This window comes from Staphylococcus sp. HMSC072B07, from assembly GCF_001815505.1.
GTDB lineage: Bacteria > Bacillota > Bacilli > Staphylococcales > Staphylococcaceae > Staphylococcus > Staphylococcus simulans.
The window spans coordinates 14,122-36,307 of the sequence record NZ_KV820940.1 but is presented as its reverse complement, the minus strand read 5'-3'; the positions used below and the strand labels follow the sequence as shown (position 1 = coordinate 36,307).

19 protein-coding genes are annotated in these 22,186 nt (G+C 36.7%); 3 read left to right on the top strand and 16 right to left on the bottom strand.

What is annotated here, in order from left to right:
- Positions 1-114: 114 nt before the first annotated feature.
- The 11 genes from HMPREF3031_RS10425 to HMPREF3031_RS10375 all read right to left on the bottom strand — a co-directional run bounded on the left by HMPREF3031_RS10425 (position 115) and on the right by HMPREF3031_RS10375 (position 12,588).
- A complete protein-coding gene (locus tag HMPREF3031_RS10425; RefSeq protein ID WP_002481679.1) occupies positions 115-1,158 on the bottom strand; it encodes an NAD-dependent formate dehydrogenase in 1,044 nt (347 codons plus the stop codon).
- Between the two features lie 157 nt (positions 1,159-1,315).
- The gene (locus tag HMPREF3031_RS10420) at positions 1,316-2,515 is read right to left on the bottom strand and encodes a CamS family sex pheromone protein (RefSeq protein WP_002481680.1); all 1,200 of its coding nucleotides are present in this window, start codon (positions 2,513-2,515) and stop codon (positions 1,316-1,318) included.
- Positions 2,516-2,534: 19 nt separating this feature from the next.
- Positions 2,535-4,538 carry an NAD-dependent DNA ligase LigA gene (ligA, locus tag HMPREF3031_RS10415; protein ID WP_002481681.1) on the bottom strand — a complete coding sequence of 668 codons (2,004 nt, stop codon included), beginning with the start codon at positions 4,536-4,538 and terminating at the stop codon, positions 2,535-2,537.
- A gap of 3 nt (positions 4,539-4,541) precedes the next feature.
- The gene (gene pcrA / locus HMPREF3031_RS10410) at positions 4,542-6,737 is read right to left on the bottom strand and encodes a DNA helicase PcrA (protein WP_070724878.1); all 2,196 of its coding nucleotides are present in this window, start codon (positions 6,735-6,737) and stop codon (positions 4,542-4,544) included.
- Position 6,738: 1 nt separating this feature from the next.
- Positions 6,739-7,428 carry a heptaprenylglyceryl phosphate synthase gene (locus HMPREF3031_RS10405; RefSeq protein WP_002481683.1) on the bottom strand — a complete coding sequence of 230 codons (690 nt, stop codon included), beginning with the start codon at positions 7,426-7,428 and terminating at the stop codon, positions 6,739-6,741.
- A gap of 130 nt (positions 7,429-7,558) precedes the next feature.
- Positions 7,559-7,861, bottom strand: a complete 303-nt coding sequence (locus HMPREF3031_RS10400) for a YerC/YecD family TrpR-related protein (protein ID WP_023015874.1) — start codon at positions 7,859-7,861, stop codon at positions 7,559-7,561.
- Between the two features lie 115 nt (positions 7,862-7,976).
- Positions 7,977-9,275 (bottom strand): adenylosuccinate lyase, encoded by a 1,299-nt coding sequence (purB, locus tag HMPREF3031_RS10395; RefSeq protein WP_002481685.1) that lies wholly within the window; start codon positions 9,273-9,275, stop codon positions 7,977-7,979.
- A 212-nt stretch (positions 9,276-9,487) separates the two neighbouring features.
- Positions 9,488-9,661, bottom strand: coding sequence for an NETI motif-containing protein (locus tag HMPREF3031_RS10390; protein WP_002481686.1), 174 nt, complete (start codon positions 9,659-9,661; stop codon positions 9,488-9,490).
- Positions 9,651-10,190, bottom strand: coding sequence for a DUF2179 domain-containing protein (locus HMPREF3031_RS10385; RefSeq protein WP_371099748.1), 540 nt, complete (start codon positions 10,188-10,190; stop codon positions 9,651-9,653). The genes HMPREF3031_RS10390 and HMPREF3031_RS10385 overlap by 11 nt, the downstream gene beginning before the upstream one ends.
- Before the next feature lie 90 nt (positions 10,191-10,280).
- Positions 10,281-11,126, bottom strand: coding sequence for an ammonia-dependent NAD(+) synthetase (nadE, locus tag HMPREF3031_RS10380; protein WP_002481688.1), 846 nt, complete (start codon positions 11,124-11,126; stop codon positions 10,281-10,283).
- Entirely contained in the window at positions 11,119-12,588 is a 1,470-nt protein-coding gene (locus tag HMPREF3031_RS10375) for a nicotinate phosphoribosyltransferase (protein ID WP_002481689.1), read from the bottom strand. The genes nadE and HMPREF3031_RS10375 overlap by 8 nt, the downstream gene beginning before the upstream one ends.
- 250 nt (positions 12,589-12,838) lie before the next feature.
- Between HMPREF3031_RS10375 and HMPREF3031_RS10370 the strand changes: the two genes are divergently transcribed.
- Both HMPREF3031_RS10370 and HMPREF3031_RS10365 read left to right on the top strand, forming a co-directional pair.
- Positions 12,839-13,918, top strand: a complete 1,080-nt coding sequence (locus HMPREF3031_RS10370; RefSeq protein WP_002481690.1) for a nitric oxide synthase oxygenase — start codon at positions 12,839-12,841, stop codon at positions 13,916-13,918.
- A gap of 31 nt (positions 13,919-13,949) precedes the next feature.
- Positions 13,950-14,756 carry a prephenate dehydratase gene (locus HMPREF3031_RS10365; RefSeq protein ID WP_002481691.1) on the top strand — a complete coding sequence of 269 codons (807 nt, stop codon included), beginning with the start codon at positions 13,950-13,952 and terminating at the stop codon, positions 14,754-14,756.
- Positions 14,757-14,849: 93 nt separating this feature from the next.
- Here the strand turns inward: HMPREF3031_RS10365 and HMPREF3031_RS10360 are convergent, their stop codons facing one another.
- The 3 genes from HMPREF3031_RS10360 to HMPREF3031_RS10350 all read right to left on the bottom strand — a co-directional run bounded on the left by HMPREF3031_RS10360 (position 14,850) and on the right by HMPREF3031_RS10350 (position 17,998).
- Complete coding sequence (locus tag HMPREF3031_RS10360) at positions 14,850-16,226, bottom strand: aldehyde dehydrogenase (RefSeq protein ID WP_002481692.1); 1,377 nt, start codon at positions 16,224-16,226, stop codon at positions 14,850-14,852.
- A 218-nt stretch (positions 16,227-16,444) separates the two neighbouring features.
- Positions 16,445-17,371, bottom strand: coding sequence for a manganese-dependent inorganic pyrophosphatase (locus tag HMPREF3031_RS10355; protein ID WP_002481693.1), 927 nt, complete (start codon positions 17,369-17,371; stop codon positions 16,445-16,447).
- 75 nt (positions 17,372-17,446) lie between these two features.
- Positions 17,447-17,998, bottom strand: coding sequence for a cysteine hydrolase family protein (locus tag HMPREF3031_RS10350; RefSeq protein WP_002481694.1), 552 nt, complete (start codon positions 17,996-17,998; stop codon positions 17,447-17,449).
- Between the two features lie 119 nt (positions 17,999-18,117).
- Between HMPREF3031_RS10350 and HMPREF3031_RS10345 the strand changes: the two genes are divergently transcribed.
- Positions 18,118-19,236, top strand: a complete 1,119-nt coding sequence (locus tag HMPREF3031_RS10345) for a glycosyl hydrolase family 28-related protein (protein ID WP_002481695.1) — start codon at positions 18,118-18,120, stop codon at positions 19,234-19,236.
- A gap of 65 nt (positions 19,237-19,301) precedes the next feature.
- Here the strand turns inward: HMPREF3031_RS10345 and HMPREF3031_RS10340 are convergent, their stop codons facing one another.
- Together HMPREF3031_RS10340 and HMPREF3031_RS10335 are read right to left on the bottom strand one after the other, a co-directional pair.
- Positions 19,302-20,864 carry an SLC13 family permease gene (locus HMPREF3031_RS10340; protein WP_002481696.1) on the bottom strand — a complete coding sequence of 521 codons (1,563 nt, stop codon included), beginning with the start codon at positions 20,862-20,864 and terminating at the stop codon, positions 19,302-19,304.
- A gap of 256 nt (positions 20,865-21,120) precedes the next feature.
- Entirely contained in the window at positions 21,121-22,155 is a 1,035-nt protein-coding gene (locus HMPREF3031_RS10335; RefSeq protein ID WP_002481697.1) for a 6-phosphogluconolactonase, read from the bottom strand.
- Positions 22,156-22,186: the final 31 nt, after the last annotated feature.

Below are 22,186 nucleotides of genomic sequence, written 5' to 3'. Positions count from 1 at the left end.
CGACAAGTCCGTAGGACTTTGTCGACAGTCTGAGGGCAGGAACTTCTCGTTCCTGCCCTATTTGTGTTATAAGCAGCTGCATTTCCTTTTCACTTAATCTGCTAAGCTTATAGCTTAGTTGTTTGAATCATCATGTTTCGCATAAGATTGGCTAGTGATTTGACCACCATTCACAATCACATCTTCCTTAGGGAATGGCGTTTCATCAAAGAAGTGTGTTAATAAATCTTTAACACCTTTTTCAATACGTAATTGTGCTTCAACGACCATACCTGAATAATGAATAGTCATCGCATTACGCGGCATCGTTCTCCACGGATGGTCTGAAGGTGCAGGTTGTGGATACCATACATCTCCACCATAGCCTTGAAGATGATTTTCTTCTATCATTTTAACTACTTCTTCTTTGTTTACTATCTTACCGCGTGCACAGTTTACAATATAGCTGCCATCTTTCATTTGACTGATTGTATTATAATCAAATAAATCATCTGTTTCAGGGGTAAGTGGTGTTGTAATAATCAACACATCACTTTTATGCACTAACTCATCAAAATTCACATATTTTGAGAAGTCTGTATCTTCTTGGCTAGAACGTCTATAGTGAATAATATCTACGTTAAACGGTTTTAAACGCTCTCCAACTAAACGACCAATTCTGCCTAAACCAAAAATACCAATCGTTTTATTTTGAAGTTCAAAGGCATGGTTCGTTACTTGTGTTAAGTTCCAACCACCCTCTTTTGATTGACGATGACCTTCCTCGTAATTTCTAACTAAGATTAATGTTGTCATCACAATATGTTCAGCTACACTAACCGTGTTTGAGTCTGTGACTTCTACCACTGAAATATCATGTTCGCTTGCTGCTTCTAAATCCACATGGTCAGAACCTACACCTGCAGTGATTGCTAATTTTAAGTTAGGTGCTTGTTCAATTCGTTCTTTTGTCATATATGCAGGGTAAAATGGCGCGCTAATAACAACGTCCATATCTTTAAGATGTTGATCTAAATCATCTTCTCCATCTTTCAATACGACCAATTCATGTCCACGTTCTTCTAAAAAAGGACGTAGATTTAACGCAGTATAGTCATCTAACACGTTGTTTTCTGTTTGCCCTTTTGTGGCTTCTGGAAATAGTGCTACAATTTTCATTTATATATCACTTTTTTCTAATTTTGATACATTATTGTACTTTTTCCCATCAAAATTTGTATTAAACTGTACCAGGTAGTACTTCAATATATTGTCAAAAAATATAAAAAGATGCCTTCTATGCGAAGACATCTTTATCATAATTTTATCTATTCATTTATCTTTTATAGATATGCACATTTTGTTTTTTATCATCTTTACCTTTTGTGATTAAAGCACGTGCTTGGTTACCATCTTTAATATGAATTTCATAGGCATCAATATTGCTGAAGTATTTGTCAGCTTGTTGTGCAATAAATTGTGTAATACCAGTTAATTCAGCTTTGCCATAGTAATCAATCGGTACTTCAATAATAAGGTTTTTCGGTTTTTTGCCATCAAATTTCGTTTTACCTACTGCTTGTGTAAAGTTAGGGAAATATGACTGCAAATTATCATTGAACTGTTTGAAGTTATTGTTTAAATTCTCATTCAAATCAGCTGCTTCTGATGAAGGTAACAACACTGATTTTTCATTAATATCTTTCCAACTGTTGATACGTGTTTGACCATCATCTGCCGTTGCACCTGCAACAAATTCTCCTGGAATAATATCATTTTCTCCAGATTGAATATAAATCGCAAAGTGAATTGGAATGTTTTTCAATGCTTTATGTTCACGTAAACGTTGCAACATTTCATCGGCCATTTTTTTACCTTCTTTTTCGACTTTCGCACGGTCTAATTTCTTACTGAAGGTTGGTCCGTCTTTTTCTTTTTGGTAATAATATTCACTGTTCATCGCAAGACCAATAGTCATGCCTTTAATTTTTTTACCTTTGGTGTCACTATTGCCGTAGAAATCTTGTTCTAAGATGTTAGAAAGATAAGCAGGTGAATTTTCTGCGATTTTTTCTTCGTCCTTTTCGCCATGACGAGATGGATTTAAACCAAGATTTTCATTCGCATTTTTCTCTTCTTTTTCATCTTTATCCATTTTTTCGATTTCAGATTTTGTGTATTTAGGTCCAAGATAAGCATTAATTGTTTTTTTATCTAAAAACTGACCATCTTGGTATAAGTATTCGTCAGTTGGAAAAACTGTCTTACTTTGTTCTAATAAACCATCTTCAAAGTCATCACCGTTATAGCCATTCGCCATCGTTTGCTGCAACATACCTCTTGCTTGACTTTCTTTAAATGGAAGAATCGTTCTATAGTCATCACCTTGAACATTCTTATCTGTCGCAATGTGCTTAACAGTACTTGAATCTGATTGACTTTCTTGTTCTTTTGTTGATTTTTGTTGCTCATCCTTATTGCCACACGCCGTGAGAATCAATAAGAGAGAGATGAGTAATACACTTGTTTTCTTCATGCCCTATCTCCTCTATTGTTTATTGGTCAACTTCATTTTGTTTTTGGATAAAGTCTGCTTCAGACCAAATTTCTGTGCCTAGTTTTTCTGCTTTCGTCAATTTAGATCCAGCATCTTCACCAGCGATGACTAAATCCGTATTCTTAGTCACACTGCTTGTCGTTTTTGCACCTTGTGCTTCCAACCATTTAGATGCTTCTGTACGTGTCATATTGTGCAGTTTACCTGTTAATACAACAGTCAGACCATTAAATTCTGAATCAGATTCTATCTCTGAAGTTCTGATACCTTTATACTTCATATTAACATTTTTTGCACGAAGTTTATCAATTAAAGCAATGATATCTTCATTATTTAAATAAGTAATTAATGAAGTCGCTAGCTTATCTCCGATATCATGGATTTCAAGCAATTCTTCTTCCGTTACTTCAAACAAACGCTCCATGTTGTCAAAACGTTCTGCGATTACTTGACTGGCTTTAACACCTAAATGTCTGATGCCTAAACCGAATAATAAATGTTCAAATGAATTTTCTTTTGACGCTTCAATCGCATTTAAAAGATTATCTGCTTTTTTCTCACCCATACGTTCTAACGGCAACAAATCATCTTTTGTAAGGTAATATAAATCTGCTACATCTTTAATAATTTCATTATCATACAACTGCATAATCAGTTTCGTACCTAAACCATCGATATTCATCGCTTGGCGTGATACGAAGTGAATCATACCTTCGACAAGTTGTGCTGGGCATTTAGGATTAATACAACGTAATGCGACTTCTCCATCTAAACGAACTAATTCATGACCGCAACTTGGACAATGTGTCGGCATATGATAAGTTTCAGTTCCTTCTGGTCTGCGATCAGGTAAACTGCGCACAACTTCCGGAATAATATCGCCTGCTTTTTTAATCACTACACTGTCCCCGATACGAATATCTTTTTCATGAATTAAATCTTCATTGTGCAGTGAAGCACGAGAAACAGTCGTTCCAGCAACACGAACAGGTTCTAATACTGCTGTCGGTGTGACTACACCCGTACGTCCGACACTTAACTCGATATCATGTAAAGTTGTTACTACTTCTTCAGCTGGAAATTTATAGGCAATTGCCCATCTTGGTGATTTTTGTGTATACCCTAGCTCATCTTGCTCTTCAAGATCATTGACCTTAATCACAATACCATCAATATCATAGGATAAGTCTTGGCGTTTTTCAGTCCAATACTTGATGTATTCCAATACGCCTTCAATATCTGACTCACGTTTACGGTTTTGATTGGTTTTAAAACCTAACTCATCTAATTCATCTAAAGCTTCACTTTGTGATGTCGCATGAAAGTTTGTAAAGTCATTGACGCTGTATAAGAAAATGCTTAAACGGCGTTTTGCTGCTAATTTTGAATCTAATTGACGTAATGAGCCAGCCGCTGCGTTTCGTGGGTTCGCAAAAGCTTGTTCGCCCGCTTCTTCCTTCTCTTTATTCAAACGCTCAAAAGAAGCTTTCGGCATGAATGCTTCCCCACGCACCTCAAAAGTTAACGGCTTTTTAATTTTTAATGGAATCGCTCGAATTGTACGCAAGTTCTCTGTAATATCCTCACCAATCGTTCCGTCACCACGCGTCAACCCTTGCACAAATCTACCGTTTTCATATTTTAAAGATACCGCTAAACCATCAATTTTCAATTCGCACATGTACTCAACTTTTCCCGCATGTTCACGTACACGGGCATCAAAACGACGTAAATCTTCTTCGTTGAAAGCATTAGCTAAACTTAACATCGGTGTATCATGGCGCACTTTATTAAAAGTAGCTTGTGCTTCGCCGCCTACACGTACCGTCGGAGAATCTTCTGTTTTAAATTCAGGATGTTCTTCTTCGATATGAATCAATTCATGGAGTAATTTATCATACTCACTATCTGGTACAGATGGATTATCCATCACATAATATTCATGATTATATTGATTCAATAAGCGATGCAGTGTTTCAACTCTATTGGCTAAATCGTTCATCCCTTAGTCCTCCTTCTTTTTAATCGGCGCAAAGTTCGCAAGTAAACGTTTCGGTCCTTGAGATTTAAAGATAATATCGAGTTCAACCGTACCGTTTTTCTCATTCACATTGCTGACCATACCTTCTCCCCATGCTTTGTGAATCACTTTATCACCGACGTTCCATGTTCCAGATGCCACTTCTGAACGTTTCGTTGTACGTCTGCTTGGACCGCGTTTAACAGGTCTTTGACTACTGGCAGCTCCTGCATAACGGCTCTCTGTTCTTGCAGGCTTATTCAATAAATCTTCAGGAATTTCTTTTAAGAATCTTGAAGCTGAGTTAGATTGTGTTTTACCAAATAACGTTCTGCTCGTCGCATGTGTTAAATACAACTCTTCTTCCGCACGTGTAATCGCCACATAACAAATTCTGCGTTCTTCTTCCATTTCGTGATCATCATCGCTCAAAATAGAACGGATATGAGGGAAGATTGATTCTTCCATACCCATAATAAAGACTACCGGGAATTCCAAACCTTTCGCAGAGTGCATCGTCATCAATGTCACACCGTTTTCAATATCCACTTCATCGATATCTGCGACTAATGATAAATCTGTTAGGAAATTGATTAATGATTGTTCTTCAAGTGGTGTGTTTTTCTCATAATCCATAGGAACAGACATAAACTCTTCAATGTTTTCTAAACGGCTGCGTGCTTCTAAAGTCTGGTCACGTTCCAACATTTCTTTATACCCTGATTTATTTAAGACTTCTTCTACAATTTCACTGACTTCTAAGAATTCTTGTTCTTGGATTAAATTTGAAATCAATGTATAGAAGTCTATCGCTTGTTTAGTCACTTTTTTGGTTAAACCGATAAAATCTGCTTCAGCTAAGGCATCAAACATACTTAAATCATTTTGTCTGGCATACGCTTGAATTTTTTCAACAGAAGATGGTCCGATACCACGTTTTGGTACGTTAATAATACGTTGTAAACTGATATCATCATTACTATTTGCGATTAAACGTAAATAACTTAATAAGTCATTGATCTCTTTACGGTCATAGAACTTGTGACCGCCGACCATTGTATATGGAATATTCGATTTCATAAATGTTTCTTCAAGCACACGAGATTGTGCATTCGTACGATATAAAATCGCAATATCATTGAAGGATTTATTGTTTTCACGTTGCTGACGCATAATTTCTTTTACGACATATTGTGCTTCATCACTTTCGCTTTGTGCTTGGTAATAATTAATTTTTTTACCTTCTTGGTTCGCAGTCCATAGCCCTTTCGGCTTACGTTCTGTATTATTTTTAATTACTTCATTGGCCGCATTTAAAATGACTTTCGTTGAACGATAGTTTTGTTCAAGGAAAATCGTTCTCGCATTCGGATAATCTTCCTCGAATGACAAGATGTTTTGAATATCAGCACCACGCCAACCATAAATGGATTGGTCAGAGTCACCTACGACACATAAATTTTTAAATTTATCCGCTAATAGTTTCACAAGCGTATATTGTGCTCTGTTAGTATCTTGATACTCATCCACGTGGATATATTGGAATTTATTTTGATAGTATTCTAAAACGTCTGGTACTCGTTTAAAGAGATTGATTGTAGTCATAATCAAATCATCGAAATCGAGCGCTTCATTTCGAGAAAGCTGACGTTGATAACCTGCATACACACGTGCCACCATATCAGACATAAAGTCTGTTGCTTCAATTTCAGCGTCTTCAACTGTTTTAAGTTCATTTTTCATATTACTGATGGCAGATAAGAACATACGCGGATCATAACGTTTACTGTCGATATTTTCTGTTTTCAACACATCTTTAATGACTGACTTTTGATCTGTCGGATCTAAAATCGTAAAGTTGCGCTCAATGCCGATACGATCTGCGTCTCTTCTTAAAATACGTACACACATAGAGTGGAACGTTGACATCCAAATAACTTGTGCTTCTTCTCCTACTAATTTTTCAACACGTTCTTTCATTTCTCGTGCTGCTTTGTTTGTGAAAGTAATTGCTAAGACGTTATAAGGAGAAACGCCTTTTTCATCTAATAAGTACGCGATACGATGCGTTAGAACACGCGTTTTCCCTGAGCCTGCTCCGGCCATAATCAGCAGTGGTCCTTCAGTTGTACGGACTGCTTCGCTTTGTTCAGTATTCATATTGTCTAATAACGCATTCATCTTAAGATAACTCCTTTATTTTAACTGTTTTCAATGCTTGTTTGATATCGGTATAGACTAAATTGCCGACGACAATCGTATCTGCTTCTTTCGCCGCAACTTGCGCATCGCTTAATGAGCGGATACCGCCACCATAAAACACATGTGCTTGTTCAACATTTTGTTTTGCGGTACGAACCATTTCCATATCTCCGAACGTGCCGCTATATTCTATGTACATGATTGGAAATTGATAGACTTTATCCGTCATCAATGCGTAAGCTTCAATATCTGATTCATCTAAATCTGTTTTGGCTTGTGTTTTTACCGCTGCTTTAGAATCAGGATTTAATATGATGTACCCTTGAAATTTGATTTCATCAAAATCCATCATATGACCGTAGTCTTTAAGTGCTTCTAGCAATAAGCCATTTTGGTATTGTACATCCGGGCTGTTTAAGACCATCGGGACAAAGTAGAAGTCAAAACCAGGCATGATGCTTTCTAAGTTGGAAATTTCAAGGACGAGTGGAAGCGGATAACGACGGACACGACTCATCAATTGAATGACATTGTCTTCAGTCACATTATCAGTTCCGCCAATCACAATTGCATCTGTATTTGACATACAGATTTTATCTAAATCTTCATCATTGATTGTCTTTGCAGGATCTAATTTAAATACATGTTGCCACTTTTTTATGTCGTACATTTTACCGTTTCCCTTCTTTTAAACATACATTTGATTATATCATTTTTACCACTTAGATTCTAAACGGATATGTCTAAACAAAGAAAAACAGAACCTCTCACATCATAAGATGTGCAGGCTCTGTTTTGAACTAGTCATTTGTTTCGATATTCATGCGATCTAATACGACAGTATAAGCATCGTTACCCCATTGTAAGGAGCGTTTTACTCTGGAAATTGTCGCTGTAGAAGCACCTGTTTCTTTTTCAATCGTTGCATACGTATAACCTTGTTTAATCATTTTAGCAACTTGAAGTCTTTGTGATAACGATTGAATTTCATTTACAGTACATAAGTCATCAAAAAACTGGTAACACTCTTCTCTATTTTCAAGCGTTAGAATCGCATCAAACAGCTCATCTAATGCTTTACCGCGTAACTTCTCAATTTGCATATCAAACAACTCCTGTTCTTTGCGTTCATCTTTATCCTATTTTAACGTACTAATACATTAAAGTGTAGTCATGACCCTTAAGAAATTGTTGCGATATACAAATTTATTGTAAACATTAGTCAGCTAAACCAGCACGTTCGAAAATTGTATCCACTTGATTTAAGTGGTGTTTTGGATCGAAGGCTTTGTCTAAGTCTTCTTTGCTTAATACATCAGTAATTTGTGAATCTTGTTCAAGCAATTCTCTGAATGGTGTTTTAGTTTCCCAAGATTCCATCGCTTTTGGTTGAACTAAGTCATAAGCTTGTTCACGTACCATACCTTTGTTAATTAATGATAATAACACACGTTGTGAATAAATTAAACCGAATGTTTTGTTGATGTTAGCCATCATATTATCTTCAAAGACTGTTAAACGATCGATGATGTTTGTGAAACGATTTAATGCATAATCTAATGCGATTGTCACATCTGGTAACATAATACGTTCTGCAGATGAGTGTGAAATATCACGTTCATGCCATAATGGAACGTTTTCGTATGCTGTTGTAATGTAACCACGGATGACACGTGAAATACCTGTAATATTTTCTGAACCGATCGGGTTACGTTTATGCGGCATTGCTGAAGAACCTTTTTGGCCTTTCGCGAATGCTTCTTCTACTTCTCGTGTTTCTGTTTTTTGCAAGTTACGTACTTCAACTGCAAATTTCTCCATAGAAGTTGCGATTAAAGCTAATGTTGCGATATAATACGCATGACGGTCACGTTGTAATGTTTGTGTTGATACAGGTGCAAAATCAAGACCTAAGTGTTTTGTAACGTATGCTTCGATTTCAGGTGGGATATTTGCGAATGTTCCGACTGCACCACTCATTTTACCTACTTCGATTTCTTTACGTACTTCTTTAAAACGTTTAAAGTTACGTACCATTTCTTGATACCATAATGCCATTTTCACGCCGAATGTTGTCGGTTCAGCATGCACACCATGTGTACGACCCATCATTAATGTATATTTATATTTTTTCGCTTTCGCAGCTAATACTTCGATAAAACGTTCAATGTCTTTTTCCAAAATATCGTTTGCTTGTTTGATTTGGTAGCTTAACGCTGTATCTACAACGTCTGTTGAAGTTAAACCATAGTGCACCCACTTACGTTCTTCTCCTAAAGTTTCAGAAACTTGACGTGTGAAAGCAACAACGTCATGACGAGTTTCTAATTCAATTTCTTTCGCACGGTCTACATCTACACGCGCATTTTCACGGATTTTTTTAACGTCTTCTTTCGGGATAAAACCTAATTCACTCCAAGCTTCACATGCTAGGATTTCAACCTCCAACCATGCTTCATAACGATTTTGGTCTGTCCAGATTTGTGACATTTCTTCACGAGAATAACGTTCAATCATTTCATAAACTCCTATCTTAAAGTTTGATTTTAAATGTGGACGCTCACAGAACATGTACATTCTTCAAAATATCCTGCAAAACGTTCGACTTTTTACTCTTATACTCTCTATTTTAACAGAATTTTTTTCAAATGTATAAGGCTTTCCAAACTTTTATCTAAAAAGCCCAACTCGTATTTCATTTCAAAATACAAATTGGGCTTTCTACACATTTATTGAATTTTCTTACCGACAAATTGTATATGTTGACGCTCAACTTCTATACTGCCGTCTTTATTTTCACGATAGACTGGTTTCTCAAACCGCTTCACTGGCATATAGCCCGCTTCACGCATACGTGCTAAACATTCTTGAATCGTTTCGTTTTCTGCTACTTCAAATTTCATCTGTATCATACGCCTTCAATCGTTTACTTCTAATACCTTTAACCCAGAAGCCGCCATGTAATGTTCGTGCTTCATAGGCAATGACGAATGCTTTGTCATCAAGTTGTTTGATCGTATCCATCAACTTAAGTTCAAAGCGTCTTGGTGTCAGAATTTGCATGACTAAACGTTCGCCGTCTCGACCATAAGCTGGGAAGTGTGTGACACCGTAACCTAAATTTCTAAGTTGTGTCGGTAAATCTAATTCATAATTGGCTGTTGTCACATTGACTACCGAATAACCTAATGCAAGTTTCTCTTCAATTTTCATACCGACAATAATGCCGACAGAGAAACCAAACGCATAAGCTACAATATTTTGGAATTTATCCAAGTTAGCCATCACTAAGCCTAATCCGATAATATAGATTAACACTTCAAGGAAACTAACCGCTGCTGCGACATAACGGTAACCTTTTAAGGTAAGAATCGTACGAACTGTGAGACATGTCACATAAGCAACGTTAATGATAAAAATTGAGAGCAGCATCAGCCATGGGTTTGCTGAAATTACTGACAAAATATATTACCTCTTTTCAAATTGAAATACAGCTTATTTTATCAGTCGACTGATTATTTGTCACTCTTTTTCTTTCGATGATTCTGATTTTGGCCAAGTGTAGCGCGTGTATGCTAATTCTCGCTTATGCGCATTTCTTAAGTAGTGGCCTTCAATTACTTTTTGATCTTTTTCAGACACAGGTTTGCCTTCTAAATAATCATCAATCGCATCATAAGTCACGCCTAATGCTTCTTCATCTGGAAGTTGCGGTTTGTCATCTTCTAAATCAGCAGTCGGCACTTTTTCATAAAGATGTTTCGGTGCATTTAAGTATGCCAATAATTGACGCCCTTGTCGTTTATTTAAGCCGAATAGAGGCGCTATATCTGCAGCGCCATCGCCATATTTTGTGAAGAAGCCTGTAATATTTTCTGCAGAATGATCAGTTCCGATGACAATACCGCTTTGGTTTGCCGCAATCGCAAATTGAACTTTCATACGTTCACGTGCTTTTTCATTACCGCGTTGAAAGTCTGTTAATTCAAATCCAGCTTCATTCAATGCATTAACACTTTGATCAACTGCCGGTTTAATATTAACCGTGACAGTTTCATCTGGTTGAATGAACTTCAAAGCATCTTCAACTTCATCTGCGTCTTTTTGTACACCATATGGTAACTTAACTGCGATAAAGCGTACATTTCTGCCTTCTTCTCGTAACTGTTCTACCGCAATTTGACACAAACGACCGGCAAGTGTTGAATCTTGGCCGCCTGAAATACCCAATACTAACGATTGGATAAAACCATGACTTTGAACATAGTGTTTAATAAAGTGAATGAGTTCATGGACTTCACTTTCACTATCGATGGATGGTTTAACTTTCATTTCTTTAACAATAATATCCTGCAATTCACTACTCATGTCGTTCCTCCATTTCTTTGACATCTTCTGCGACTTCAAAGATTTTTTGTTGTTTGTTATCCCAACATGCTTTACTTAAATCAACAGGGTACTCTTGAGGGTTCAAGAAACGTTTGTTTTCTTCCCATAGATGTTCTAAATTTGTTTTTAAGAAGGCTTGGGCTGTTTTTTCGTGTGGTAATTCATAAACTAATTTACCTTCAGTATAGATATCTTTATGCAAATCAATCGCTTCGAATGATTTTACTTTCTTACTTTTATACGTATGCACCGGGTGGAACAATTTCAATGGTTGTTCTGCATATGGATCTTCATGTGCAAGTGTAATATAATCCCCTTCTGCTTTACCTGTTGCTTTATTAATAATACGATAAACATTTTTCTTACCAGGTGTTGTTACTTTCTCAGCATTGTTTGATAGTTTAATACGGTCTTGATACTCACCTGATTCATCTTCTACAGCAACAAGTTTATAAACTGCTCCTAATGCTGGTTGATCATAACCTGTGATTAACTTCGTACCTACACCCCATGAGTCGACTTTTGCACCTTGTGCTTTCAAACTCATGATTGTTTCTTCGTCTAAATCGTTAGATGCAATGATTTTCGCATCAGTGAAACCTGCTTCATCTAACATTTTACGTGCTTCTTTAGATAAGTAAGCAATATCACCTGAATCTAAACGTATACCGATAAAGTTGATTTTATCGCCTAATTCTTGTGCCACTTTAATCGCTGTCGGCACACCTGATTTTAACGTATGGAAAGTATCTACTAAAAAGACACAGTCTTTATGACGCTCTGCATATTTTTTAAATGCAACATATTCATCACCATAAGTTTGTACAAAAGCATGCGCATGTGTACCCGATACAGGAATACCGAATAATTTACCCGCTCTGACATTACTTGTAGAATCAAAACCGCCGATAATAGCTGCTCTTGCTCCCCATAATGCTGCGTCTTCTTCTTGTGCACGTCTTGTACCAAATTCCATTAATAAGTCGTTAGGTGCGACTTGTTTAATTCTGCTTGCTTTTGTCGCAATCAACGTATGGAAGTTAACGATATTTAATAAAATCGTTTCAATTAATTGTGCTTGAATTAATGGTGCCTCTACCCTTACTAAAGGCTCATTATTAAAACATACTTCGCCCTCTTCCATTGCTCGAATGTTTCCAGTAAAGCGCAAGTCTTTCAAATAATCTAAAAAGTCATCTTGGTAACCAATAGATTTTAAATATGTTAAATCCGTTTCAGTAAAATGGAAATTTTCGATAAATTGAATAATTCTGCGTAATCCATTAAATACAGCATAACCGCTGTCGAATGGCATCTTGCGGAAATATAAATCAAAGACCGCCTTTCTTTCATGAACATTATCATACCAATAACTTTCAGCCATATTAATTTGGTATAAGTCATTATGAAGCATTAAGCTGTCATCTCTAAATTGATACATAACTTTCTCCCCAATCAACCTTTTTTGTTTAGTTTATCACATTCTTATAGGCTTTTATACATTCCCCGTTAGGGGGTATGTCATTCTTCGTACAATTGTACCGAAATTGAAATTAAATCAATTAATTTTGTAAATACTTTTTTATTAATGTAATAATTTTGTCAGATTTAGTTGGATTTCTATATTTTGTGTGACATCTTTACTAGGGGTTTTCCCTTATTACTCCTATAATAAAGATGAGGTGAAGAAAATGTTATTAGAGAAAGCGACTGAATTTATTCACACAATGTATCGAGAGTTGAATTATGACGAAAATGTTATTCAAGAGAGATTAGAAGCAATCGAAAAGGAAATTAACGAAACTGGCACGTATCACCATACGACGGAAGAACTAACATATGGTGCACGTATGGCCTGGCGTAATTCCAATCGTTGTATCGGACGATTATTTTGGGAAACGTTAATCGTTCAAGATGCACGTGACGTCAAAGACAATGATGCCTTTATCGAATCTATCCACAAACATTTAGACGAAGCGACAAACGGTGGAAAAATTCAATCTTACATTACGATTTATGCGCAAGAAGAAGATCATCCGCCTATCATCTATAATAATCAATTAATTCGCTATGCAGGTTATGAAGATGCTGGGGATCCTGCGGAACGCGAGATGACTAAAACTGCACAACACTTAGGTTGGCAAGGTGCAGGTACAGATTTTGATGTCTTACCATTGATTTATAAATTGCCTGGTGAGCGCTTCCCGCGCCTGCATGATTTACCTGAAGAACTGGTCCTAGAAGTTCCAATCGAACACCGCCATTACCCTAAACTCGCTGACTTAGGATTGAAATGGTATGCAGTACCTATTATTTCTAGTATGGATTTAAAAATCGGCGGTATTACTTATCCAACAGTACCATTTAATGGCTGGTATATGGTAAATGAAATTGCTGTACGTAATTTTACTGACACATACCGCTATAATTTAATAGAAAAAGTTGCAGAAGCGTTTGAATTTGATACACTTAAAAATACTTCATTCAATAAAGATCGTATTATGGTAGAACTGAATGATGCAGTGTATCATTCGTTTAAAAAAGTAGGCGCATCGATTGTCGATCACCTAACAGCTGCTAAACAATTCGAACACTTTGAATCCAATGAAGCAAAAGCCAATCGTGAAGTTACTGGAAAATGGTCTTGGCTCGTACCATCACTGTCACCTACTCTGGTTTCGAACTATCATCATGGGTATAAAAATGTGATGAAAGAACCAAATTTCTTTTATAAGAAACCAGCAGAAACAACTGGGTGCCCTTTCCATTAACTGTGCGTCACATCAAAGGGGAAATGCAAAAATGAATTTATATTATTTAGGTCCAAGGGGTACATTTTCATATCTTGCTTCTAAAAAGTATTTAACAGAAACAGAAGCTGACTATCATCCAAAATCCAACTTATATGAAGTCGTTCAAGCGGTTCAAAATGACTCAGATAGCATTGGTATTGTACCGATTGAGAATTCAATTGAAGGAACAATCAACATCATCGCAGATGGCTTAGCACATCAAAATATATACGCTATTGGTGAAATCCATTTAAATATCCAATTCGGATTATATGCTTTAGCTGGTACACCAATTGAAGCGATTGATACAGTATATTCTATCGCACCTGCAATCAGTCAAACTAACCAATTTATCCAGCGTCATCAATTTCAAATCGGCTATTCAGAAAGTACCGTTCAAAGTTTAGATTTTATTGATGAACATACGGGCGCGATTGCACCGCTAGGTATCAATGAAGATCATCGTCTAGAAGCAATTGAACAAAATATTGAAGATTTTCCACATAATGTGACCCGCTTCTTAATCATAGGTAATCACTTAACTATCGCTGAAGATGCGACAGATACTGTATTAATGATTACACCAGAACAAGATAGAGCCGGGTTGCTTGCGAATATTTTAAATACATTCGCAATTTTCAATATCAACTTATCTTGGATTGAATCACGTCCGCTTAAAACACAATTAGGCAGATATCGTTTCTTTGTCCAAGCCGATGCTACGCTTAATTCTGAATTAGACAAAGTGATTAAAATACTTGAAACCTTAGATTATCAAGTGAAAATCATCGGTTCTTTCAAGAAACAAACTAAATAAGATATATTCTAAATAAACTGGGTCGAACCTTGCTTTCAAAGTTCGACCCAGTTTTATTATTGTTATTCTACTTCAATCAGATATTTCATTTTACTATTTGAATAAGTTTTTAATATAAGAGAATTTCCCTTTGTAAGGCGGGAATATTATTCCAGATTCTAAGCGTGTAGTTTTATAAATATATGATTTCTCGTGTGTGAATGTATAGAACGAATACTTACCATGATACTTACCGAAACCAGAAGCGCCTACACCGCCGAATGGCAGATTTGGATTCGCTAACTGCATTAACGTATCATTGATAGCACCGCCGCCAAAGGATAGTTCATTTAAGACACGATCCGTATTATTTTCATCTTCACTGAACAAATAGAGTGATAACGGACGTGTTCGTGCTTGAATAAATTCGACCGCTTCATCAAATGTTTGATACGTCAACAACGGTAAAATCGGTCCAAAGATTTCTTCTTCCATCACTGAATCTTGTGGAGTCACGTTATCTAATACCGTTGGCGCAATATAACGTGAAGGTTCATGTGTTTCACCGCCGATAGCCACTTTATCTTGATTGTCCTGAATCATCGCTTGTAAACGCTCAAAATGCTTATCATTCACAATGCGTCCGAAATCTTCACTTTTATCCGGTTCTTTGCCATAGAACTCTTTAATAGTACCTTGCAAGGCCTTGATTAAGTCTGCTTTGACCGACTCATGGACCAAGATATAGTCAGGGGCTACACATGTTTGACCCGCATTGATAAATTTTCCAAACGCAATACGTTCACTTGCGACTTTCAAATTTGCTGTCTCATCTACAATAACCGGTGACTTGCCGCCAAGTTCTAACGTCACAGGTGTCAAATGACGACTTGCTGCTTCATATACAATACGTCCGACACGTTCACTGCCTGTAAAGAAAATATAATCAAATGGTTGTTCTAACAAGACTTGTGTCTCTTCAACACCGCCTTCAACTGAAGTAATATAAGCTGATTCAAATGCTTCTTCAATGACTTTTGTAATCACAGAAGCTACATTCGGTGTCAGCTCTGAAGGTTTGATAATTGCTGTATTACCAGCTGCGATCGCACCAATTAAAGGTTCAAATACAAGTTGAACTGGATAGTTGAAAGGTCCGATAATCAAAACTGTGCCTAATGGTTCTTTTTTAATATAACTTTTACTCGGGAACAAATAGAGCGGCGTGTTCACTTGTTTCGTTTTCGCCCATTTATGTATATCTTTACGAGCGGCACTGATACTTTTTAATACGACACCGATTTCGGTCGCATACGCTTCTACTTTATTTTTTCCTAAGTCTAAATGCAATGCGGCTAAAAGTTGATTTTCATATTTATTAATCGCATGTTTCAATGCTTTAAGTTGTTTTCTACGGTATTTAATATCTTTAGTAATATGCGTTTTAAAATACCCTTGGCAGTCTTTAAATTTTTCCTCGATTGATTTCAAAGGTTCTCTAACTCCTTTCGTACAATTATCCTTGTTACTCAATTTTACCCTAATTTTAATCTTTTATAATGATTTTATTACTTTTACCAACACTTCAATTACCAAAATTTATAATAAAAAACTGGAAAAAGCAAGATGACACAATGAATGCTTGTTTGTTTATCATCTTAGCCCATTCCAGTTTAATCTATATTCATGTATAAACAGCGTCTAACTGCTTATGATAATGTTTCAGTGATTGGCGGTACGATTTGTTTCTTACGAGATACTACACCTGGTAAGAATGCTGTGTTGTTATCTAACTCAACACCAAATGCTTGCGCAATTTTATCTTTGTCTTCACCTAATACTAAGATAGCTGAATCACTATTTAAAATATCTGTCGCAACTAATACGAAGATATCATATTCAGCATTATTTAATGTTTCAGTGATAGCTTGTTCTAACTCAGCTTGACGGCCTAAAATTTCATTTAAGTCTACTGTGTTAACTTGGCCGATACGTACTGTGTAATCACCCATGTTGAATGATTTTGCATCTGCATTGATTAATTCAACTGCTGTTTTATTCAATGTAGAAGCACCTGCTTTTAACATTTCTAAACCGTATTCTTGTGCATCTACACCAGCAATTTTTTCTAATGCTTTTGCTGCGTCTTTATCTTGCTCAGTGCAAGTTGGTGATTTGAATAATAAGCTGTCTGAAATGATGGCAGATAACATTAAACCCGCGATTTCCGGTTTGATATCAAAGCCTTTTTCATTGAACATTTTGTATAAAATTGTTGCTGTGCAACCTAATGGTTCTGCACGGTAGCATAACGGACCAGCTGTGTGGAAGTTAGCGATTCTGTGGTGATCCACAACGTGGCGGATATTGGCACCTTCAATTGAATCTGCACTTTGTTGGAATTCGTTATGGTCTACTAAAATAACGTCTTTACCTGTTAAATCATCTGATAATAATTCTGGTGCTTCTACTTTAAAGTAATCTAAAGCATATTGCGTTTCAGGGCCCACTTCACCTAAGCGATATGCTTTCGCAGAAGTATTGCCGTTTAATTGTTCAAATTCAGCCATAATGATGGCAGAGTTAATTGCGTCTGTATCTGGACTTTTATGCCCGAAAATATAAGTACTTTCCATGTCCTGAGACACTCCTTGTCATTAATTATTGTAATTCATACCTATTTAATCCTATTTTATCACGAGTCTATTCTGTTATTCTACCTTCGCACCTAAGACATTTTTAAAATGTTCTAACGCAAAGTTATGACCTTCTGGATTAAACGATGCAACACCTTTTGTCGGTATAGTGATTGCATACCCTTTATTATAACCGGAAATAGCTGTATGCAGTACACAAATATCTGTACATACACCAACAATTTCGATTTCAGTAATACCGCGTTCACGTAATAAACTATCTAAAGGTGTACCAAAGAAAGAATCGTAGCGGCGTTTATCTAAATAATGCACATGTTCATGTGATTCAATTTTTTCATAAACATCTTTAACTTTACCGTATAAATCTCTTCCTGAAGTGCCTTCGATATTATGCGGCGGGAATAATTTACTTTCTGGATGATACGGATCGTTTTCATAATGCAAATCCATCATGACAAAGATTGCTTCCCCTTCTTTATCATACGCTTCCATACGTTCTGCGATAAAATTATCTAGCGCCTGACCAGGTTCTCCACAAGTCAACTTGCCGTCCGGTGCGACAAAATCATATGAATAATCTACAACAATTAAAGCTTTTTTTGCCATAATGCGTTACCCCCAATTTTGTGATATCTTGTTAATTAATAGGATAACCTAAATTTGACAAATTATCGAGTTTACCCCGTTTTATACAAACAATGAAATAAAGAAAGCAGGTCAAAACCATGTTGATATACCCAACTGAATTCGGATTAACAGGTCAAAATAAACATAAGGATACAAAAGCATTACAGCATGCATTAAATCTCGCAAAACAACATCCAGGCAGTATGATTTTTGTGCCGAAAGGAGAATTTCATGTCAAACGTGCCTTAACGATTTATGAAGGCACGACACTATTCTTACATGAAGAAGCAATTATTAAGCGTCAAGGCAAAGATGCATTACTTAAAAATGGGATGCGAAATGGACTTTATCATGGTTATACCGGCAATAGCCATATCACAATTATCGGCGGTACATTCGATATGAACGGCAGTCGTATTCCAGACAACAACACTGCGATGTGCTTAGGTCACGCACAAAGTATTGTATTATATAATATTCGCTTCAAAGACATCGTCGGCGGTCACGCAATTGATGCATGCGGTGTTGAAGATACGCTGATCACACGCTGCAGTTTCGAAGGCTTTTTAGATATTGATGGTGATCGCAGCTTTTCTGAAGCAATACAACTTGATATTCAAGTACCAGGTGCTTTCCCTAAATTCGGAACGCGAGATGGTACAATTACAAGAAACACTATGGTTTCTGAATGCTATTTCGGTCCTTCAGAAACACCAGGCTTTAAGAGTTGGAATCGCGCAATCGGTTCACATGCAACACGTCACAATCAGTTTTATCACGATATTTTTATCTATCGCAACACGTTCCATCAAACACAAGATTTTGCGTTGACACCTTTTAAAGCACACAGCTTATATATCATGGACAATCATTTCTTAAATTGTGCTGGCGGCGTGCGTTTTTTAGGCACGAAAGATGATAAAAACACTGCAGATGTACTGACTGGACAACGTATGGGAGCTCAAGGCGGTCGTGAACTTTATATTATTAATAACCAGTTTGAAGGGCCTATGACCAAAGACGCGATTCATATTCGCGGTTACTATAATACGCAGCACAAAGATGTATTAATTGCTGAGAATCAGTTTGATACATCACAAACTTTAACATTGCATGATATTGATGGTCTGTATTTTGATCAACCCGAACTAAAACCTGCACAAATCAAACGTCGCAACCTTTCACACATCTATCAATCACCAACACTTAAATCATAATTAAAATCAACATAAAAGAAGGAGATAGGTTTAAAGTACAATACTTTAGCCTATCTCCTTTATTATTATTTAAGTGGTTTTAATGGTTCGCTAATATCTATACCTAATGCATATGGCATTAAGAAATAAACTACTAATATAATGAGAACTGCACTGATTAAGTTGACCCAGAAGCCGACACTTGCCATTTTCTTAATAGAAATCAAACCTGTCCCGAAGACAATGGCGTTCGGTGGTGTACCGACTGGCATCATGTAAGCACAGTTTGAAGCCATTGCGGCTGGCACCATTAATAATAATGGGTGCACGCCGATTGCGACAGATAGTGTTGCTAAAATTGGTAAAATCATAGTCGCAGTCGCTGTATTGGATGTAACTTCTGTTAAGAATAACACAAACATAGTGATTACAATCACGATGAGTAAAGGACTGACACCATTTAATGCTGTCAATTGTGCACCTAACCATTTCGCTAAGCCGCTCTCTGAAATACCTTTTGCTAAAGCTAAACCGCCTCCGAATAAGATCAGTACGCCCCATGGCAATTCTTTCGCAACTTCCCAGTCAATAATGCGTTTGTATTTTTTATTATTTTTAGCTGGAATAATGAATAATATAATTGACACGAACATCGCAATCGTACCATCTTGAACAAGTGAGGTCGGTCCCCATTGTTTGAGTAAAAACTCTCTGATAATCCATAAAATACTTGCTGTGGTAAAGACAGTGAAAACAACTTTCTCTTCAAATGTGACTTTGCCTAATTCTTTCAACTTGGTTTTGATTAAATCATCACCGCCAGGCAAATGTTTCAATTCTTGTTTAAAGGCAACAAAACGTAAGTAAACCCAAGCCAAGAATAATAAGATAATAACTGTCGGAATACCAATCAACATCCATTTCGCAAAGCTGATTTCTTCACCGAATGCTGTATGGTATTGCCCTTTCAAAATAATTAAAGGCGGTGTTCCAATCAATGTTCCCATACCGCCAATCGTTCCTGCATAACCGATCGCAAGGACTAATGACTTTTCAAATTTAGATAAATTGTGTTTATGATGTTCTTTATCGTTTAAAGCTTTCGCTTCTGCGATAATCGCTAAGCCGATTGGAATCATAATCATTACTGCTGCTGTATTAGATACAAACATTGATAAGCCGCCAGTTGCTAACATAAAGCCTAATAAAATTTTCCCAGTACTTGTTCCGATACTATTGATAATAATTAAAGCTACGCGTGTATGTAAGTTCCATCTTTCCATCGCAATCGCAAGCACGAAGCCGCCTAAGAATAAGAAAATAATATCATTACCATATTCAGAAGTAACTTGTGCAGGATCCATGACATGACCTATCGGCATCAGCACTAATGGCATTAAGCTGGTTGCCGGAATAGGAATCGCTTCTGTAATCCACCACACCGCAATCCATGCAGTACTTGCTAAAACGAAAACCCCTTGATGTGATAAACCTTCAGGATGTACAAACATTAAAATCAACGCAAAGAGTACAGGTCCTAAAATCAAACCTATTAATTGGCCTAAGTTATAAGATTTTTGTTTCTTTGGTTGAGAAAAGAATGTCAGACGTCCCGGTATGCGAAAAGTTGTTTGTTGTGAATGACGCATAACCAATCCCCCCTTGAATTCAACATGTTTTACTTTAAATCAATCGAAAATTAAATCTGATACTGATTTAAAGCACCCCTGTACATGTTGTTTTTTTAATTTTATCACAAAAATCCGTATATTTAACCAAAATCATGCAAACGGTTACATAACCTTTTATAATTCATATGATAAATAATTCTTATAACAATTCCATAAAAAAACCAGCACCTATCAAAAGATGCTGGTTACTCTATACATTTACAACTGTTTTACTTTAATCAAAAATGACACAGACACCTTCTGCAGCATGTTGTTTGTCATCTGTTAATGTCAGTTGGCCTGTTTCTTTATTACGTTTTAAAACAGTCACTGGAGAATCCCCTTCTTGATGTGCACATACAATATATTGATCATCATCTGAAATATTGAAGTCACGTGGGAATTCACCGCCAGTTTTCACGATTTCAACTAATTTTAATGTGTCACCTTTGTCGCTGACTTCGAATACTGCAATACTGTCGTGACCACGGTTGCTGACATATAAGAAACGTTGGTCATGAGATAAATGTACTGCAGCCAGTTTCGTTGCTTCTCTGAAGTCATCTGGAATCGTTACATAAACGCCTACTTCTTCAAAATGGCCGTCATCATATTTGGTAACACTCACTTTATTTGAAAGTTCATGTACAACATATGCATAAGGTTGATTTTCATGGAATGCGATATGGCGTGGGCCATAACCTGCAGTAAATTCAGATACCGCTGCTTCATGATAGCCTTCTTCATCATATGTGTAGCTGACTACTCTGTCTGTACCTAAATCGCACGCAGCAACATATTTTTTATCTGGAGTTTGTTGCACATAATGGACATGTGCATGTTCTTGACGTTCATGCGGGCCTGTCGGATATTTATGTTCCAACTCTTCAATTAAACGTACAACTTCACCTGTTGCTGCATCTAATTCGTATAAACGTAAAAGTCCTGCACCATAGACCGCTTCAAATAAATAATTGCCATCTTCTGATACAGAAATATAACATCCTGTGCCTTCAACAGAGTCTAAGCATTTATTAAGTAAAGTCAATGTGCCGTCATTTTCAACTCTGAAACTTGCGACACCGCAGCGTTCGCCTTCTTTCGTAATCGCATATAAAAATTGATTGTGGCGTGCAATAAAAGTAGAAGCCTCAATTTCATAGGCAGTCGCAACTTCAGTGACTGCTGCTTTGTCTTCGTCTAGTACGAAGCGGTAAATCCCTTTACCCTCTTTCTTTGTGTAAGATCCAATATAACCTGATTTCGTCATATTATTACCTCCTCATCTTACCTCCTATTGT

Bases quoted from the DNA above. Each gene is read 5' to 3' on its own strand.
- HMPREF3031_RS10370 (WP_002481690.1), top strand. From the start codon at position 12,839: ATGTTATTAGAGAAAGCGACTGAATTTATTCACACAATGTATCGAGAG.
- nadE (WP_002481688.1), bottom strand. From the start codon at position 11,126: ATGAGTAGTGAATTGCAGGATATTATTGTTAAAGAAATGAAAGTTAAA.
- HMPREF3031_RS10375 (WP_002481689.1), bottom strand. From the start codon at position 12,588: ATGTATCAATTTAGAGATGACAGCTTAATGCTTCATAATGACTTATAC.
- HMPREF3031_RS10390 (WP_002481686.1), bottom strand. From the start codon at position 9,661: ATGAAATTTGAAGTAGCAGAAAACGAAACGATTCAAGAATGTTTAGCA.
- HMPREF3031_RS10420 (WP_002481680.1), bottom strand. From the start codon at position 2,515: ATGAAGAAAACAAGTGTATTACTCATCTCTCTCTTATTGATTCTCACG.
- HMPREF3031_RS10340 (WP_002481696.1), bottom strand. From the start codon at position 20,864: ATGCGTCATTCACAACAAACAACTTTTCGCATACCGGGACGTCTGACA.
- HMPREF3031_RS10350 (WP_002481694.1), bottom strand. From the start codon at position 17,998: ATGGCAAAAAAAGCTTTAATTGTTGTAGATTATTCATATGATTTTGTC.
- HMPREF3031_RS10355 (WP_002481693.1), bottom strand. From the start codon at position 17,371: ATGGAAAGTACTTATATTTTCGGGCATAAAAGTCCAGATACAGACGCA.
- ligA (WP_002481681.1), bottom strand. From the start codon at position 4,538: ATGAACGATTTAGCCAATAGAGTTGAAACACTGCATCGCTTATTGAAT.
- HMPREF3031_RS10345 (WP_002481695.1), top strand. From the start codon at position 18,118: ATGTTGATATACCCAACTGAATTCGGATTAACAGGTCAAAATAAACAT.
- pcrA (WP_070724878.1), bottom strand. From the start codon at position 6,737: ATGAATGCGTTATTAGACAATATGAATACTGAACAAAGCGAAGCAGTC.
- HMPREF3031_RS10405 (WP_002481683.1), bottom strand. From the start codon at position 7,428: ATGTACGACATAAAAAAGTGGCAACATGTATTTAAATTAGATCCTGCA.
- HMPREF3031_RS10425 (WP_002481679.1), bottom strand. From the start codon at position 1,158: ATGAAAATTGTAGCACTATTTCCAGAAGCCACAAAAGGGCAAACAGAA.
- HMPREF3031_RS10365 (WP_002481691.1), top strand. From the start codon at position 13,950: ATGAATTTATATTATTTAGGTCCAAGGGGTACATTTTCATATCTTGCT.
- HMPREF3031_RS10400 (WP_023015874.1), bottom strand. From the start codon at position 7,861: ATGCAAATTGAGAAGTTACGCGGTAAAGCATTAGATGAGCTGTTTGAT.
- HMPREF3031_RS10385 (WP_371099748.1), bottom strand. From the start codon at position 10,190: ATGCTGCTCTCAATTTTTATCATTAACGTTGCTTATGTGACATGTCTC.
- HMPREF3031_RS10335 (WP_002481697.1), bottom strand. From the start codon at position 22,155: ATGACGAAATCAGGTTATATTGGATCTTACACAAAGAAAGAGGGTAAA.
- purB (WP_002481685.1), bottom strand. From the start codon at position 9,275: ATGATTGAACGTTATTCTCGTGAAGAAATGTCACAAATCTGGACAGAC.